Source organism: Streptomyces sp. NPDC127114 (genome assembly GCF_042677525.1).
Lineage (GTDB): Bacteria > Actinomycetota > Actinomycetes > Streptomycetales > Streptomycetaceae > Streptomyces.
Genome location: NZ_JBHXTJ010000043.1, coordinates 24494 through 39934, shown reverse-complemented (window position 1 = coordinate 39934; position 15441 = coordinate 24494). Strand labels below are relative to the sequence as shown.

12 protein-coding genes are annotated in these 15441 nt (G+C 75.2%); 9 read left to right on the top strand and 3 right to left on the bottom strand.

What is annotated here, in order from left to right; all coding sequences use genetic code 11:
* Positions 1-110: 110 nt before the first annotated feature.
* From ACFVGS_RS30790 to ACFVGS_RS30770, 5 genes are all read left to right on the top strand, one after another.
* The gene (locus ACFVGS_RS30790) at positions 111-806 is read left to right on the top strand and encodes a GntR family transcriptional regulator (protein ID WP_385695049.1); all 696 of its coding nucleotides are present in this window, start codon (positions 111-113) and stop codon (positions 804-806) included.
* A 211-nt stretch (positions 807-1017) separates the two neighbouring features.
* On the top strand, positions 1018-2565 hold the full coding sequence (locus ACFVGS_RS30785; RefSeq protein WP_384420353.1) for a hypothetical protein: 1548 nt from the start codon (positions 1018-1020) through the stop codon (positions 2563-2565).
* Positions 2562-2948, top strand: coding sequence for a hypothetical protein (locus tag ACFVGS_RS30780; protein ID WP_384420350.1), 387 nt, complete (start codon positions 2562-2564; stop codon positions 2946-2948). Before ACFVGS_RS30785 ends, ACFVGS_RS30780 begins: the two co-directional genes overlap by 4 nt.
* Positions 2945-3838, top strand: a complete 894-nt coding sequence (locus ACFVGS_RS30775) for a hypothetical protein (RefSeq protein ID WP_384420347.1) — start codon at positions 2945-2947, stop codon at positions 3836-3838. Before ACFVGS_RS30780 ends, ACFVGS_RS30775 begins: the two co-directional genes overlap by 4 nt.
* A 35-nt stretch (positions 3839-3873) precedes the next feature.
* Positions 3874-8589, top strand: coding sequence for a hypothetical protein (locus tag ACFVGS_RS30770; RefSeq protein WP_385695045.1), 4716 nt, complete (start codon positions 3874-3876; stop codon positions 8587-8589).
* 104 nt (positions 8590-8693) lie between these two features.
* On the opposite strand, the gene ACFVGS_RS30765 is transcribed toward ACFVGS_RS30770, so the two are convergent.
* Positions 8694-9053 (bottom strand): hypothetical protein, encoded by a 360-nt coding sequence (locus tag ACFVGS_RS30765; RefSeq protein ID WP_384420342.1) that lies wholly within the window; start codon positions 9051-9053, stop codon positions 8694-8696.
* Between the two features lie 427 nt (positions 9054-9480).
* On the opposite strand from ACFVGS_RS30765, the gene ACFVGS_RS30760 reads away from it, so the two are divergent.
* From ACFVGS_RS30760 to ACFVGS_RS30745, 4 genes are read left to right on the top strand one after another with little or no spacing between them, the layout of a single operon-like run.
* Complete coding sequence (locus ACFVGS_RS30760; RefSeq protein WP_384420394.1) at positions 9481-12213, top strand: nitrate- and nitrite sensing domain-containing protein; 2733 nt, start codon at positions 9481-9483, stop codon at positions 12211-12213.
* Positions 12210-12647 carry a roadblock/LC7 domain-containing protein gene (locus ACFVGS_RS30755; protein WP_384420339.1) on the top strand — a complete coding sequence of 146 codons (438 nt, stop codon included), beginning with the start codon at positions 12210-12212 and terminating at the stop codon, positions 12645-12647. The genes ACFVGS_RS30760 and ACFVGS_RS30755 overlap by 4 nt, the downstream gene beginning before the upstream one ends.
* Before the next feature lie 16 nt (positions 12648-12663).
* Positions 12664-13071 (top strand): DUF742 domain-containing protein, encoded by a 408-nt coding sequence (locus ACFVGS_RS30750; RefSeq protein ID WP_384420336.1) that lies wholly within the window; start codon positions 12664-12666, stop codon positions 13069-13071.
* On the top strand, positions 13052-13663 hold the full coding sequence (locus ACFVGS_RS30745; protein ID WP_385695042.1) for an ATP/GTP-binding protein: 612 nt from the start codon (positions 13052-13054) through the stop codon (positions 13661-13663). Before ACFVGS_RS30750 ends, ACFVGS_RS30745 begins: the two co-directional genes overlap by 20 nt.
* Before the next feature lie 46 nt (positions 13664-13709).
* Here the strand turns inward: ACFVGS_RS30745 and ACFVGS_RS30740 are convergent, their stop codons facing one another.
* Both ACFVGS_RS30740 and ACFVGS_RS30735 read right to left on the bottom strand, forming a co-directional pair.
* Positions 13710-14897, bottom strand: coding sequence for a lipid-transfer protein (locus ACFVGS_RS30740; protein WP_385695039.1), 1188 nt, complete (start codon positions 14895-14897; stop codon positions 13710-13712).
* On the bottom strand, positions 14894-15385 hold the full coding sequence (locus ACFVGS_RS30735) for a Zn-ribbon domain-containing OB-fold protein (RefSeq protein WP_385695036.1): 492 nt from the start codon (positions 15383-15385) through the stop codon (positions 14894-14896). The genes ACFVGS_RS30740 and ACFVGS_RS30735 overlap by 4 nt, the downstream gene beginning before the upstream one ends.
* Between the last annotated feature and the right edge of the window lie 56 nt (positions 15386-15441).

The following is a 15441-nucleotide window of genomic DNA, read 5'->3' as shown; positions in this document are numbered from 1 at the left end:
TCAATGTAGGGATCGTTCAACGATCCGACAAGAGTCGTGTCGTCACGTTCTTGTTTCCGGCCCGGGTCCTGCGCTTGACTCGACGCGATCGACGGAGGGAACGAGGCACGATGGACGCAATCGGCGAACTGGCGGACGACCGCGCCCTGCTGGGCCGCACGAGCACGGCGGAGCGGGTCGCCGACATCCTGCGCACCCGGATCGCCGAGGGCTTCTTCCCGCCCGGCACCCGCCTCTCCGAGGAGAGCATCGGCGGCGCGCTCGGGGTCTCCCGCAACACCCTCCGCGAGGCGTTCCGGCTGCTCACCCACGAGAGGCTGCTCGTCCACCGGCTCAACCGCGGGGTGTTCGTGCGGGTCCTCACCGTCGACGACGTCGACGACATCTACCGCACCCGCCGGCTGGTCGAATGCGCCGTCGTCCACGCCCTGGGCGAGCCGCCGTTCGCCGTCGACGGGCTCGCCGCGGCCGTCACCGAAGGCGAGCGGGCGGCCGGGCGCGGGGACTGGACGGGCGTGTCCACCGCCAACATCCACTTCCACCGCGAACTCGTCGCCCTGGCCGCCAGCGCCCGGACCGACGAGCTGATGCGCGGTGTCCTCGCCGAACTCCGCCTCGCCTTCCACGTCGTGTCCGACCCGCGCGGACTCCATGAGCCTTATCTCATAAGAAACCGGGAGATTCTGGACGCCCTGCGGGAGGGCCGGAGGGACGCCGCCGAGCTGCTCCTCGCCCGCTATCTCGACGACTCCCGCAGCCGGATCGTCGACGTGTACGCGAAGGCGGTCGACGACCCGGAGCCGTGACCCTCCCGTCGCCGGCCGGGCAGGCCGGAGGGCCCGCCGAGCCCCGGGCGCTTCCGCAGGCCGGGGCGCGGGCCGGCCGGGGCGCGAGGCCCGTCGTGCGCGCGGGCTCCCCGTCCGCGCAGGTGCGGGCGGGGTGCACGGGGGAGCGTGCGGGGCGGTCGTATAAGCGCCGTTTCGACCGTTGTCAGTGCGAGGACCTACTCTGTGCACCGTGACTTCGCCTGCCTCGACGGACCTCGCTCCGCCCCAGCTCAGCGCGGGGCCGCGGCCCGCGCAGGGCCCGGCCGCCGACGAAGGGCTCGCGCGGCGGCTCCGCGCGCTCGCGTGCACCGCCCCGCTGCACGACCTCGACGCGCGCAAGGCCAACCTGGCCGGCGAGTACTCGGTCTACGCGATGGCCGAGGTCGCCCTCGCCGCGATCGACCTGGTCACCCTCAACATGGACTTCGACACCGGCGCCGACAGCGAGCAGATAATCGCCCGGCTGCTGCCCCGCGTCGCCGCCCAGGCCCCCGAGCGCCCCGCCGCCGAGCACGAGCGGGTCGCCCGCTGGGTCCTGGAGAACCTGATCAACGTCGGCAGCGTCGACCGCGGCTTCCGCGCCGTCTACGGCACCTTCGGCACCGACGGCGTCTACACGCGTCGCGACTACGACTTCAAACTCATCGAAGAGGTCCCCGGCTACGGCGGCGGGATCTATCTGCGCACCACCGACGAGGCCGTCAACGTGCTGGTCGGCGCCCTCGACACCGACGTCACCAGCGCCCAGATCGCCGCCGAGGTGAAGCTCGAGGTCCTGATCAACCGCGGCCGCCTCGCCGACGCGCAGCTCGCCGCGGAGCAGGCCCGCTACCGGACCGTGCAGTACGCGGAGACCCTCCGCAAGACCCTGGAGGCCACCCGGCGCAACGTCCGCGCGGTCGACTGGCTCCAGACCGTCCCCGACATGATCGCCGAGGCGCTCGACCACGTGGCCGACCGCTACCGCCACGAGAACGCGATCCTCACGAACATCCGCAAGGCCCGCGACGAGGCCGAGGCCGCCACCGACGCGAAGACCGCCGAGCACAAGCGCCGGGCCGCGGAGCTCGTCGACATCGTGAAGGACTGCATCCGGCGCCACACCCAGCTGCAGTCCCGCCTCCTGGAGGCCGGCCCGCTCTTCCGTGCCGAGCAGGACCGCCAGGCCTTCGCCGCGCCCACCTCGTACACCGGCCTCGACCTGTACGGGCAGCTGGTCGCCCCGATCCTGCCGCTCCCCGTCGAGCAGGCCACCAAGGTCACCGACGCCTTCTTCGCCCGCGGCACCGGACTGCGCACCCCCGCCTCCGTCCGCGTCGGGGACCTCGTCGACCTGCTCCTCACGCCGCCCGTGGAACGCCAGCACCTCGGCGCCGAGATGCCCGAGCCCGACCTCATCGCCACCCCGGACGACAGCCGCTTCAGCGAGGAGCAGCTGGCCGCCGCCATGGAACTGCTCGACCTGGAGCACGACGCCCCGCGCCGGCTCTCCGGCCTCCTCGCCGAAGCCCGCCGCGGCGGCGACCCCGACCTCGCCTACCTCGTCGCGCTCCTCGCCGTCCACGCCGCCAGCCCGCCGGTCGGCACCGCCTACCGCCAGGGCGAGGAGCGGCTGCTCTTCGCCGTCGACGACGGCACCCCCCTCGACGACCCCGAGTTCGGCGGCGCCGACCTCATCGTCGGCACCGCCCTCCTGGACGCCCTGGGCATGGCCGCCGACCGCACGGAGGCCACGTGACAGCGCCCAGCACCCCGGCGACGGACCCCGCCGACGAGGCGGCCCCGCCGTCCGCCGTGCCGGAGGCACGGCACGCGGACGACGCCGGCCGGGCCCCCGGCCCCCGCGTCGCGCGGGTCACCGTGGGACGGCCCGCCACCGAGACGCCGGAGCCGACCGCCGACGGACCCCGCGTGGGAACCGTGGAGACCGGCACCCCCACGCCCGCGGAGCCGCGACGGCCGTTCGTACGCGCCGTGCCGCTGCCGCAGCGCGGGCAGCCGGCCCCGGAACCCCCGCCCGCCGCACCGGCCCCCGGCGTCACCCCCGTACGCCTGCCCCTGTCCCCGCCCGACACCGCCGCACCGACGCAGCAGCACCGCCCCGAGGAGCCCCAGCCGTGAGCGAACACCACGTCGAGCACACCGACGCGTGGAGCGAGCCGGAGGCCCCGCGGGCGGCGACGCCCACCGCCCTCACGCCCGCCGACGCGGCCGACGCCGCACGGCTCGTGTCCTTCGGGCTCCAGCCCAAGCTGCTGCCCGCCCGCGACGCCGAGTACGCGGAGCTGCTCCGCCGCTACCTGGAGGACCCCGGCTTCGCGCGGCTCGCCGACGCCGTCGCCACCGGCCTCGGCCTCGTCGTCCTCGAGGTCTCGACCCGCGCCGGCATGGCCGTGACCGCCGGCGAGGACTCGGTCTTCGCCGTCCGCATGGGCGACTACGCCCGCCGCGCCTCCACCGACTCCGCCGACCGCTTCCTGCACGGTCTCGCCCACCTCGCCGTCGCCGCCATGGCCTTCCCCCGCCCGGAGGACCTCGCCGACGACGGCTACATCGGCCGCCTCACCGTGAACGGCGTCGACGCCTTCGTCCGGCAGGCCTGCCGCCGCCTCGAGGAGCGCGCCGAGGAGCAGGGCGAGAACACCGACCCCGAGACCGACGCGCCCGGCCTCGAGGCCGCCTGGCGGATCTACGCCCGCCGCAGCGCCACCGGCGCCACCAAGGACGCCCGCCGCCTCGCCGGCTCCACCACCGGCATCGTCGGCAAGGCCGTCGCCTTCCTCACCGACTCCGGCTTCCTGCAGCGCACCGGTGACGAGTCCGGCGGCTCCTACCGCACCACCGCCCGCTACCAGCTCCAGGTCCGCGACATGGCCGGCAGCGCCGCCATGGCCGAGCTCCTGGAGCTGGGCGTCGTCCCCGTCAGCGACGGCTCCGCGACCCTCCTGCCGCCGCCCGAGGGCGACGACCTGGAGATCGCCGCCGACGCCGGCCTGCCGTTCCACGCCTGACCCGAGCCACCAGAGAGACGACGAGAGTCCGCCCCATGTACGAGCTGTCCCGGGTACGCCTCTACTCCATCGGCCCGGCCGGTGCCCGCTACGCCGACACCGTCCTGGACCTGCGCGGAGTCGGCGCGCCGGTGCCCCGCCCCGCGCCCACCCAGGCGGAGTTCTTCGAGGAGGAGCCCGTCGGCCCGCCGCGCCGTCCCGCCCCCGCCGGCGTGCTCTTCCTGGAGAACGGCGGCGGCAAGTCCGTCCTGCTCAAGCTGATCTTCTCGGTGATGCTCCCGGGCCACCGCAACACCCTCGGCGGCGCCAGCTCCGGTGTACTCCGCAAGTTCCTGCTCGCCGACGACTGCGGCCACGTGGCCCTGGAGTGGCAGCACACCCTGACCGGCGAGCTGGTCGTCGTCGGCAAGGTCAGCGAATGGCGCGGCCGCCAGGTCTCCAACGACCCGCGCAAGTTCGCCGAGGCCTGGTACTCCTTCCGCCCCGGCCCCGGACTCAGCCTCGACAACCTTCCGGTCGCCGAGGCGACCTCGGTCCGCCCGCCCGTCGAGGGCGCCTCCGGTGCCACCGGACGCCGCCGCACCATGAAGGGCTTCCGCGACGCGATCACCGAGGCCGGCAAGGCCTACCCGCACCTCGAGGTGTACTGGGAGGAGATCCACGACCGCTGGAACGAGCACCTGGGCGACCTCGGCCTCGACCCCGAACTCTTCCGCTACCAGCGGGAGATGAACGCCGACGAGGGCGAGGCCGCCGGCCTCTTCGCGGTCAAGAAGGACTCCGACTTCACCGACCTGCTGCTGCGCGCCGTCACCGACACCCGGGACACCGACGGCCTCGCCGACCTGGTCAGCGGCTTCGGCAACAAGCTCGGCCGGCGCGCCGAGCTCACCGCCGAGCGCGACTTCACCGCCGGTTCCGTCGACCTCCTGAACCGCATCGTCGAGGCCGCCGACACCCGCGCCCGCGCCCGCGACGTCCACGCCGGGGCCGAGCGCCGCACCCGCACCCTCGCCCGCCGGCTCTCCGCCCGCGCCGCGGCGGAACGCGGCCGCGCCGCCGAACTCGCCCAGCAGGTCACCTCCGCCGCCCACGCCGTCTCCGAGGCCGAGAGCGCCCGCGCCCGCAGCGCCCTGATCGCCTCCGAACTCGCCTTCCGGCACGCCTCGCTGGCCCTGGCCGCCGCCGAGAAGGGCGCCGCCGCCCAGCGCCGTGAGCTCACCGACGCCCGCACCCTCCACTCCGCGTGGCAGGCCGCCGAGTCCGTGCTCCGCCACCGCGCCGCGAGCGACCGCTCCGCGCGCGTCGCCGCCGCCATCCGCGAGGCCGAGCGGGACGCGGCCCCGGCCCTCGCCGCCCGCGCCAAGGCCGCCGCCGACCTCGTACGGGCGCTCGCCGCCGCCGCGGAGGAGGGCGAGCGGCACGCCGCCGAGGAGGAGGAGCGTTCCGCCGCCCTCCAGGAGGCGGGCGAGGCCGCCCACCGCGACGCCACGGCCGCCGCCACCGAGGCCCAGCGCGCCCGCAGCGAGGCCGGCCACCTGCGCCAGCGGCTCGCCGAGGTCGAGCAGGAGACCGCCGAGGCCGTCCGGGCCGGCTGGCTCGACGACACCGCGCCCGACGCCGACCCGGCCCGCGCCGCGCTCGCCGCCAGCGACGCCGAGAAGACCACCGTCGCCGCCTGGGACGCGGCCCGCGAGGCCGCCCGCACGGCCACCGAACGCGCCCGCGAGGCCGCCGCCGCCGAGTCCCGCGCCGAACTCGCCGCCGCCCGCGCCGCCGACGCGGCCGAGGCCGCCGAGAACGCCTACGAGGCGGAGCGCCGCGCCGCCGAGTCCCTCGCCTCCGACCCGCGCCTGGCCGAACTCCTCAGCCTGCCGGACGCGGGCCCGGCGGCCGGTTCCCCGCTGCCCGGCCAGCGCGGCGCGACGTCCGGCACCGGCGCCGCGGCCGGCCAGGCGAGCCACCCCGCCGACGCCCGGACCGCCGACGGCCCCGCGGACGGCGCCGACCACCAGGGCCCCCTCACCGTCACCGACTTCGACCGCTGCGCGGACGAACTGCGCGGACTGCTCGACCGGTCCATCGCCTCCGCCGAGCGCCAGCTCTTCGACCTGCGCACGGCCGCCGCCGACGACAACCGCATCCTCGGCGCCCTCGGCGACGGCGGCCTGCTGCCGCCCGGCCCCGACGTCCTGGCCACCGTCGAGTACCTCGGCGAGCACGGCATCCCGGCCCTGCCCGGCTGGCGCTACCTCGCGCAGGCCGTCGACCCCGCCGACCACGCCGCCGTCCTCGCCGCCCGCCCCGAGCTGGTCGACGGCGTCGTGATCACCGACCCCGTCTCGTACACCCGGGCCCGCGAGGTGCTCAGCGGCGCCGCCCTGCTGCCGCGTTCCACCGTCGCCGTCGGCACCGCCGCCGCGCTGCTCGCTCCCGTACCGGACCCCGGCGCCGGCCAGGACGGCGACGTCTTCCTCGTACCGCCGAACCCGGCCATGCACGACGAGCACGCCGCCGACGAGGAGCGCCAGGCGCTGCGCGCCCGCGCCGCCGCCCGCGACGAGGAGATCCGCACCCTCGCCGCCCGGCTGACCGGCGACCGTTCCCTCGCCGCCCGGATCGGCGCCTGGCGCGCCGACTGCCCGCCCGGCATGCTCACCGAGCTCTCGGCCGCCGCGGCCTCCGCCCGCACCGCCGCCGAGGCAGCCGAAGCCGCCCTCGCCGAGGCCCGTACGGTACGGGCCGAGGCCGACGAGGCCGCCGCCGACGCCACCCGGGTCCGCGACGAGCGCCAGGAGGCCGCCCAGCGCGCCCGCCGCGTCGCCGACGCCCTGGCCGGTCTCGCCTTCCGGCTGCGTGAGCGCTCCGCCTGGCAGGCGAAGCTGCGCGAACTCGCCGACGAGGCCACCGAGTGCGAGGCCCGCGCCCAGACCTGCCTGGAGCGCGCCCGCGCCGCCGACGAGGACCGCCGCGCCGCCCAGCGCGCCGCCGACGACGCCCACCGCACCGCCCGCGCACTGCGCGCCGAGCGCGCCGAGATCGCCGGCGCGCCCGAGAACCTGCCGGAGGAGGACGCCCACGCACCGCGCGCCGCGCTGCCCACCCTCCGCGAGGCCTACCGGGCCGCCTCCCAGGTGTACGAGAAGGTCGGCGTCGGCGCCGACCTGCGCGCCGAGCAGGCCCGCGCCGAGAGCGACGAGTCCGCCGCCCTCGCCGAACTGGACCGGCTCACCAACAAGGTCCGCACCCGCGCCGAGCAGCTCCTGGAGTCCACCGACGGCGCCGACGGCCCGTCCCGCCAGGCCGCCGCCGCCCGCGCGGAAGCCCTGGTGCAGAAGCTGGAGACGCGCGCCTCGGAGGCCAGCGAGAAGCTGGGCCGGCTCCGCGGCGAGGCCGAGCGCCTGGCCCCGGAGGACGGCGAGGCGCACACCGAGCTGCCCGAGGAACTGGTTCCCGCCGACGCCGAGCAGGCCCAGGCCCTGCTCCGCACCGCCACCTCCGAACTCGCCGCCCGCACCGACGCCCTGGAGGCCGCGCGCTCCGCGCACACCGGCCTGCTCCAGGCCCACCGGGCCGCCGAGGACGCCGCCGGCGGCTTCGACGAGACCGCCGCGCTCCTGCGCGACCTGCTCCGCGACCACACGGACGAGGAGCAGGAGGAGCCGGAGCCGTACCCGGGACCGCTGGCCGAGGCCCGTGCCTCGGCGTCCGAGGCACGGCGTTCGCTGCGCGGCTGCGCCGCCGACCTGTCGGCCGCCGACGCCTCCGTCCGCGAGGCCGGCGACATCCTCGTACGGCACGCCAACTCCACCCGCTACGAGCAGGTGCGCACCCCGGCCCGGCAGCAGATCCGCGAACTGCCCGCCGCCGCGCTGCCCGAGCACGCCGCCAAGTGGGCCGAGGCCTTCGCGCCGCGCCTTCGCGTGCTCACCGACGAGCTGGCGCAGCTGGAGCGCAACCGCGACTCGATCGTGGACCGGCTGCGCGGCCTGGTCGAGTCGGCGCTCGCCACGCTGCGCTCCGCGCAGCGGCTGTCCCGGCTTCCCGAGGGCCTGGGGGAGTGGTCGGGTCAGGAGTTCCTGCGCATCCGCTTCGAGGAGCCCGACCAGGCCACGCTCACCGAGCGGCTCGGCGAGGTCGTCGACGAGGCGACCCGCGCGGCCCTGAAGAAGAACTCCGACCTGCGCCGGGACGGCATGTCCCTGCTGCTCCGCGGTGTGCAGGCCGCCCTCGAACCGAAGGGCGTCGCCGTGGAGATCCTCAAGCCGGACGCGGTGCTGCGCGCCGAGCGGGTGCCGGTCGGTCAGATGGGCGACGTCTTCTCCGGCGGCCAGCTGCTCACCGCCGCCATCGCGCTCTACTGCACGATGGCCGCGCTGCGCTCCAACGACCGGGGCCGGGACAAGCACCGGCACGCGGGCACGCTGTTCCTCGACAACCCGATCGGCCGCGCCAACGCCACGTACCTGCTCGAGCTGCAGCGGGCGGTGTCGGACGCGCTCGGTGTCCAGCTGCTCTACACCACGGGCCTGTTCGACACCACGGCGCTCGCCGAGTTCCCGCTGGTCATCCGGCTGCGCAACGACGCCGACCTGCGGGCGGGCCTGAAGTACATCAGCGTGGAGGAGCACCTGCGGCCCGGTCTTCCGCAGCCGAGCGCGGAGGGCGAGACCATCCACGGCGAGATCACGGCGACCCGGGTGTTCCGCCGGACGCCGGTGGACGCCGCGCCGGCCGCCGTCGAGCAGTAGCGGCCCGCGGACCGCGATCCGCGGCGGCAGCCGGAAGGGCCCGGCCCCCCACAGGGGACCGGGCCCTTCCTTTCGGCCTCCGGCCGCGTTCCGCTGACGCCCGTTCAGGCCGCTTCCGACAGGGCCGTGTGCTCCTCCCGGTGCCGCTCGCGGCGCGGGCCGCGGGCCGCGCTGCTCGGCTCGGACACGACCCCGTTGCGCTGGCGCCACACCTGGCGGGTGATCCACACGTCGAGCACGCTCCAGGTCGCGACCACGGTGCTGGCGACCGCCGTGACGGTCATGGGGAACGCCAGCCACGACCCGGCGACCGAACAGAAGAAGGCGACCATCGCCTGAATCAGCGTCACCGACGTGATCAGCACGGCCCGCACCGCGGCCCTGCGCACCGGATCGGGCATCCGCCGCCGGCCCTTCTCGTCCTCCACCCACAACTGCCGCACCGGCCGCGCCTCGTGTCCCATCGCGCTGTCTCTCCCCACCACCGACGTCTTCAAGGTGGCTGCTGCCCGTCTTGCGTCGCTTTACGCGGACACAACCCTCCCCGGTACAGAATGACGTACGACAGCGGGAAAAGGTTTCGCCGGGGTGCCCTTCCCGCCGTTGCGGAACGAACAGTTCCAGCCATCTGTGCGGAGACGGCGAAACCCTGACGCTCGGGTGTCCTACGCCACACTCCGGGAACCCAACTCCCCGAATACCGGGACATCTCATGATCAACACTCACTCGACCGGCTGAAAATCGCCCGGACGCGTCTTCGAGATGGCTGTGATGCAGTAGTAGGCTCGCGCCGCCGTTTGTTGAAGCTGAAGGTTGACGCCGCGTGTTGACGCCGGGCGTGACGAAACGTGAAGACCTCCGTGGCCGCGGAGGCCGAGCTGGGGGAGGCCATGCGCTTTCGCGGGAAGTCCATCCGCAGGAAGATCGTGGCCTTGCTGCTCGTGCCGCTCGTCTCCCTCACCGGGCTGTGGGGCTTCGCCACCGTCCTCACCGGACGCGAGGCGCGCCAACTCCTCGACGTCAGCTACATCGTCGACAAGGTCGGCTACCCCGTCGAGGACACCGCCCGCGTCATCCAGAAGGAACGCCGCCAGTCCCTCATCTACCTCGCCGACCCCCGCGCCGCCGAGGCCCTCACCGACCTGCGCGTGCAACGCGAGGCCACCGACCGGCAGATCGCGCTGATCCGCCGCAACGCCGCCGACCCCGGCGTACGCGGTGAGATGAGCCCCGTCACCACCCAGCGCCTCAACTCCCTGCTCGCCGCCTACGACGGGCTCTCCTCGCTGCGCCGCTCCGTGGAGAACCGCAGCATCGGCCGCATGCAGGCCCTCGACTTCTACAACCGGCTCGTCGACCCCGCCTACAGCTTCCTCATGACGCTCCACGCCCTGGAGAACGTCGAGATGGACAAGCAGGGCCGCGCCCTCGTCGGTGTCACCCGCGCCCGCGAACTCCTCTCCCGCGAGGACGCCCTCGTCGTCTCCGCGCTCATCGCCGAACGCGTCACCGCCGAGGAGGCCCGCACCGTCACCGACCTCGTCGCGGGCCGCAAGCTGCTCTACGAGGCCAACCTGGAGATCCTGCCCGGCTCCGAGCGCGACCGCTTCGAGAAGTACTGGTCCGGCGCCGAGACCGCGCCGCTGCGCAAGGCGGAGGAGGCGTTCATCGCCCAGGGCGCCACCGAGCGCCCGCGCTCCGTCACCGCCGACCGCTGGCAGGAGCAGACCACCCCGGTCCTCGACGACCTCGCCCGCGACAACACCGCCGCCGGCGACCGCTACAAGGACCGCGTCCAGCCCGCCGCGTACAGCGTGCTCCTCAAGGCCGGCATCGCCGGCGTCCTCGGCTTCGTCGCCCTCCTCGTCTCGGTCGTCGTCTCGGTCCGCATCGGCCGCGAACTCGTCCGCGACCTGCGCCTGCTGCGCAAGGAGGCCCAGGAGGTCTCCGGCGTCCGGCTGCCCAGCGTCATGCGCCGCCTCGCCGCCGGCGAACACGTCGACGTCGAGACCGAGGTGCCGCACCTCCGTTACGACGACGACGAGGTCGGTCAGGTCGGCCAGGCCCTCAACACCCTCCAGCGCGCCGCCGTCGAGGCCGCCGTCAAGCAGGCGGACCTGCGCCGCGGCGTCTCCGAGGTGTTCGTCAACCTCGCCCGCCGCAACCAGGTCCTGCTGCACCGCCAGCTGACCCTCCTCGACACCATGGAACGCCGCACCGAGGACACCGAGGAACTCGCCGACCTCTTCCGGCTCGACCACCTCACCACCCGCATGCGCCGCCACGCCGAGGGCCTGGTGATCCTCTCCGGCGCCGCGCCCTCCCGCCAGTGGCGCAAGCCCGTCCAGCTCATGGACGTGGTCCGCGCCGCCGTCGCCGAGGTCGAGGACTACGAGCGCATCGAGGTCCGCCGGCTGCCCCGGCTCGGCGTCGGCGGCCCCGCCGTCGCCGACCTCACCCACCTCATCGCCGAACTCCTCGAGAACGCCACCGTGTTCTCTCCGCCGCACACTGCCGTGCAGGTGCTCGGCGAGCGCGTCGCCAACGGCTTCACCCTGGAGATCCACGACCGCGGCCTCGGCATGAACCCCGACGCCCTGCTCGACGCCAACCTCCGGCTCGCCGAGACGCCCGAGTTCGAGCTCTCCGACACCGACCGGCTCGGCCTGTTCGTGGTCAGCCGCCTCGCCCAGCGCCAGAACGTCCGCGTCTCGCTCCAGCCCTCCCCGTACGGCGGGACCACCGCGGTCGTGTTCATACCGGCCGCGCTGCTCACCGACGCCCCCGAGACCCAGGGCGCCGGCTTCCGCCTGGACCGCAAGGGCCCGGAGCGGCCGCACCTCGACCGCGCCGCGCTCGACCGGCGGGGCGGCACCGGACCGGACGGCCTGCCGTCCCGGCGCCCCGCCCTCACCAAGGTGCCCGACCCGGCCCTCGAACCCGCCGGACCGCTCCTCGACGGCCCCGTCGAACTGGAGGCCCCGCTGGGCTCCGAGAGCTTCGCCGGCCTTCTCGGCGCGGCCGACCTCCTCGACACCGAGAGCGAGCGCGGCGGCCTGTTCCGCGCCCGCGAGCACCGCCGCCGCGGCGAGCAGCACCAGCAGGCCCCGGACCACTCAGGCGGCCGGACCGGCGGCGACCGCGACGACGACACGCCCGCCCGACCCGTGGCGCTGCCCCGCCGGCGCCCGCCGACGCTCGTCGTCGACCACGGCCGGCGCCTCGACGAGGAGGGCCGCGCCCATCCCGCCGGCACGCCGTCCGACGGTGCCGCCCCCGGCGGCGCCATGACGGACGACACCATGGAACTGGCCCGGGTGCGCCCCGCGCCCACGCTCGTACCCGTACCCGAGGAGGGCGGCCCCGCGCCGTTCGCCGGGCTGCCCCGCCGCGTACGGCAGGCCAGCCTCGCCCCGCAGCTGCGGGGCACCGGAGACCGCGCCGACGACCAGCCGGCCGCCACGGCCGAACCGGCCCCCGCCGAGGGAACCGACTCCTTCGAGCGCGACGCCGAGGAGGTGCGCAGCCGCATGGCCTCGATGCAGCGCGGCTGGCAGCGCGGCCGCCGGCAGAACGCCGAAACGACAGCACCAGGAACGACACCCGAGGGGGACGGTCGATGACCGCACCGAACGCCGCAGCCCACAGCTCCGCCCACGGCAACGGGGAGCTGAACTGGCTCCTCGACGAACTGGTCCAGCGCGTCGGCTCCATCCGCAAGGCCCTGGTGCTCTCCAGCGACGGCCTGCCCACCGGCGCCTCGCAGGACCTCTCGCGCGAGGACGGCGAGCACCTGGCCGCCGTCGCCTCGGGCTTCCACAGCCTCGCCAAGGGCGTCGGCCGCCACTTCGAGGCGGGCAGGGTCCGGCAGACCGTGGTCGAGCTCGAGGACGCCTTCCTCTTCGTCACCGCCGCGGGCGACGGCAGCTGCCTCGCCGTGCTCGCCGACGCCGACTCGGACGTCGGCCAGGTCGCGTACGAGATGACCCTCATGGTCAAGCGCGTCGGCGCACATCTCGCCACGGCGCCCCGGTCCGGGCTGCCCACCGGAGGATGAGGAGAGGGGGGACGGCATGACCGAAGCAGACCAGTCCCGCGAGGAGCCGGCCGCCCGCTGGTTCGACGACGAGGCGGGCCCGGTGGTCCGCCCGTACGCGATGACCCGCGGCCGCACCAGCGCCGCGACCCGCCACCGGCTCGACCTGATCGCGCTGGTGGTGCCCGAGCCGGCCGCCGACGACCCGGGCCGCGACCAGACGCTGTCCCCCGAGCACGTGGAGATCGTCGAGCGCTGCGCCGAACAGCCGCAGTCGATCGCCGAACTCGCCGCGGGACTCGACCTCCCCGTCGGGGTGGTACGGGTCCTCGTCGGCGACCTCGTCGACGACGAGCTCGTGCACGTGACCCGCCCCGTTCCGCCGGCCGAGCTGCCGGACGTGAGCATCCTTCGCGAGGTGATCAATGGCCTTCGGGCGCTCTAGCTCCAGCCGCAGGCAGCCGCCGGTCGAGCCGGTGACGCTGAAGATCCTGGTCGCGGGCGGCTTCGGGGTGGGCAAGACCACCCTGGTGGCCGCGGTCAGCGAGATCCGGCCGCTGCGGACCGAGGAGATCCTCAGCGAGGCGGGCCGGCCGGTCGACGACCTGCACGGCGTCGAGACCAAGTCGACCACCACCGTCGCCATGGACTTCGGCCGCATCACGCTGCGCGAGGACCTGGTCCTGTACCTCTTCGGCACGCCCGGACAGGACCGCTTCTGGTTCCTGTGGGACGAGCTCGCGCAGGGTGCCCTGGGCGCGGTCGTCCTCGCCGACACCCGGCGCCTGGAGGACAGCTTCGCAGCCATCGACTACTTCGAGCGGCGCGGCATCCCGTTCACGGTCGCCGTCAACTGCTTCGAGGGCGCCCGCCGTTATCCGGCGGAGACGGTCCGGGGTGCGCTCGACCTCGATCCCGAGGTCGAGCTCGTGATGTGCGACGCCCGCGACCGCGAGTCGGTCAAGAACGTCCTCGTGGCGGTCGTCGAGCACGCCCTGGTCCTGGCAGGGCCGGACCCGGCCACCGTGCCGGGCTGAACGGCCGGCCCCTGACGGCTGACCTCGGGGCACCCCGCCGCCGGGTTCAGCGCACCGCCACCACCGCCGAACCATGGCCGAACAGGCCCTGGTTGGCGGTGATCCCGGCCCTCGCGCCCGGTACCTGACGGTCGCCGGCCGTGCCGCGCAGCTGCCAGGTCAGCTCGCAGACCTGGGCGATGGCCTGCGCCGGCACGGCCTCGCCGAAGGACGCCAGCCCGCCGCTCGCGTTGACCGGGATCCGGCCGCCGAGCGCCGTGGCGCCCTCCCGCAGCAGCTTGGCGCCCTCGCCCTCCGCGCACAGCCCGATGTCCTCGTACCACTCCAGCTCCAGGGCGGTGGACAGGTCGTACACCTCCGCCAGGGACAGCTCCTCGGGGCCCAGCCCCGCCTCCTCGTACGCGGCGCGGGCGATCGACGACCGGAAGGAGTGCGGGGCGGGCGAGACCGCCGCCGCCGAGTCGGTCGCGATGTCCGGCAGGTCGAGGACCGTCCGCGGGTACTCGGGCGTGACCGTCGACACCGCGCGGACCCGGACCGGGTCGGGGTGCCCGTGCCGCCGGGCGAAGTCCATGCCCGACAGGACCAGGGCCGCGCCCCCGTCGGAGGTCGCGCAGATGTCGAGCAGCCGCAGCGGATCGGCGACCACCGCCGACGCGGCCACCTCCGCCGCGCTCACCGGCGTGCGGTAGCGGGCCAGCGGGTTGAGCGCGCCGGCCGCCGCGTTCTTCACCTTCACCTGGGCGAAGTCCTCGGGCGTGTCCCCGTACAGCGCCATCCGGCGGCGCGCGTAGAGCCCGAAGTAGGCCGGGTTCGTCGCCCCGAGCACGCGGAAGCGCAGCCAGTCCGGGTCGTCGGGACGGTCGCCGCCCGCCGGGGCGAAGAAACCCTTCGGCGCCGCGTCCGCGCCCACCACCAGGACGACGTCCGCGAGCCCGGCGAGGATCTGCGCCCTGGCCGTGCCGATCGCCTGCGCCCCGGACGCGCAGGCCGCGTACACGCTCGCCACCCGCGCGCCCTGCCAGCCGAGCGCCCGCGCGAAGGTCGCTCCGGCCACGTAGCCGGGGTAGCCGCCGCGCACGGTGTCCGCGCCGACCACCGAGTCGACGTCCCGCCAGTCCAGCCCGGCGTCGGCGAGTGCGGCCCGGGCGGCCGCCGTCCCGTACGACACGAAGCTCCGGCCCCACTTGCCCCACGGGTGCATTCCGGCCCCGAGCACCGCGATGTCGTTCACGCGCCCGCCTCCCCGGTGCCGTCGGCCACCGGCCGCCAGTGCCAGGTGGTCCAGACGTGCTCGTCGTCCTCGTCGAGCACGCCCGGCACGAGCTCCACCTCCGCGCCGACGGCCAGATCGGCCGTCCGCACGCCCGGCGCCGCCTGCCCGAGGACCACCATGGCCTCGGCCGCCAGCTCCACCGCCACCAGCGTGTACGGCTCCCAGGGCGCGTCCGGGTCGGAGACGTACGGCGCGGGGGGCCGGTAGCGGCCGTCGGTGTACGACCAGACCCGGCCGCGCCGGGAGAGCGGTGTCTCGACGAGCTCGCCGCCGCCGGGACAGCCGGGGTTGCGGCACCAGTCGTCCTCGCGCGGGAAGAAGACCGAGGCGCAGGCCGTGCAGCGGGTCCCTAGGAGCCGGAACTCCCCGTCGGGGACCGTCCCGCCGGCTTCGTCGGTGCAGTCGGTGAACCAGCCGGCCACCACCGGCCTGCGCGTCCGTGCCATCCGCCACCCTCCCGTGATCTGACGGTGTGTCAGAAGCGTGCGTGGGAAGTCTGGCA

What these genes read in the sequence shown, in the direction of transcription:
- ACFVGS_RS30790 (WP_385695049.1), top strand. Translation starts at nt 111, where the DNA reads ATGGACGCAATCGGCGAACTGGCGGACGACCGCGCCCTGCTGGGCCGC.
- ACFVGS_RS30770 (WP_385695045.1), top strand. Translation starts at nt 3,874, where the DNA reads ATGTACGAGCTGTCCCGGGTACGCCTCTACTCCATCGGCCCGGCCGGT.
- ACFVGS_RS30765 (WP_384420342.1), bottom strand. Translation starts at nt 9,053, where the DNA reads ATGGGACACGAGGCGCGGCCGGTGCGGCAGTTGTGGGTGGAGGACGAG.
- ACFVGS_RS30760 (WP_384420394.1), top strand. Translation starts at nt 9,481, where the DNA reads ATGCGCTTTCGCGGGAAGTCCATCCGCAGGAAGATCGTGGCCTTGCTG.
- ACFVGS_RS30755 (WP_384420339.1), top strand. Translation starts at nt 12,210, where the DNA reads ATGACCGCACCGAACGCCGCAGCCCACAGCTCCGCCCACGGCAACGGG.
- ACFVGS_RS30750 (WP_384420336.1), top strand. Translation starts at nt 12,664, where the DNA reads ATGACCGAAGCAGACCAGTCCCGCGAGGAGCCGGCCGCCCGCTGGTTC.
- ACFVGS_RS30745 (WP_385695042.1), top strand. Translation starts at nt 13,052, where the DNA reads ATGGCCTTCGGGCGCTCTAGCTCCAGCCGCAGGCAGCCGCCGGTCGAG.
- ACFVGS_RS30735 (WP_385695036.1), bottom strand. Translation starts at nt 15,385, where the DNA reads ATGGCACGGACGCGCAGGCCGGTGGTGGCCGGCTGGTTCACCGACTGC.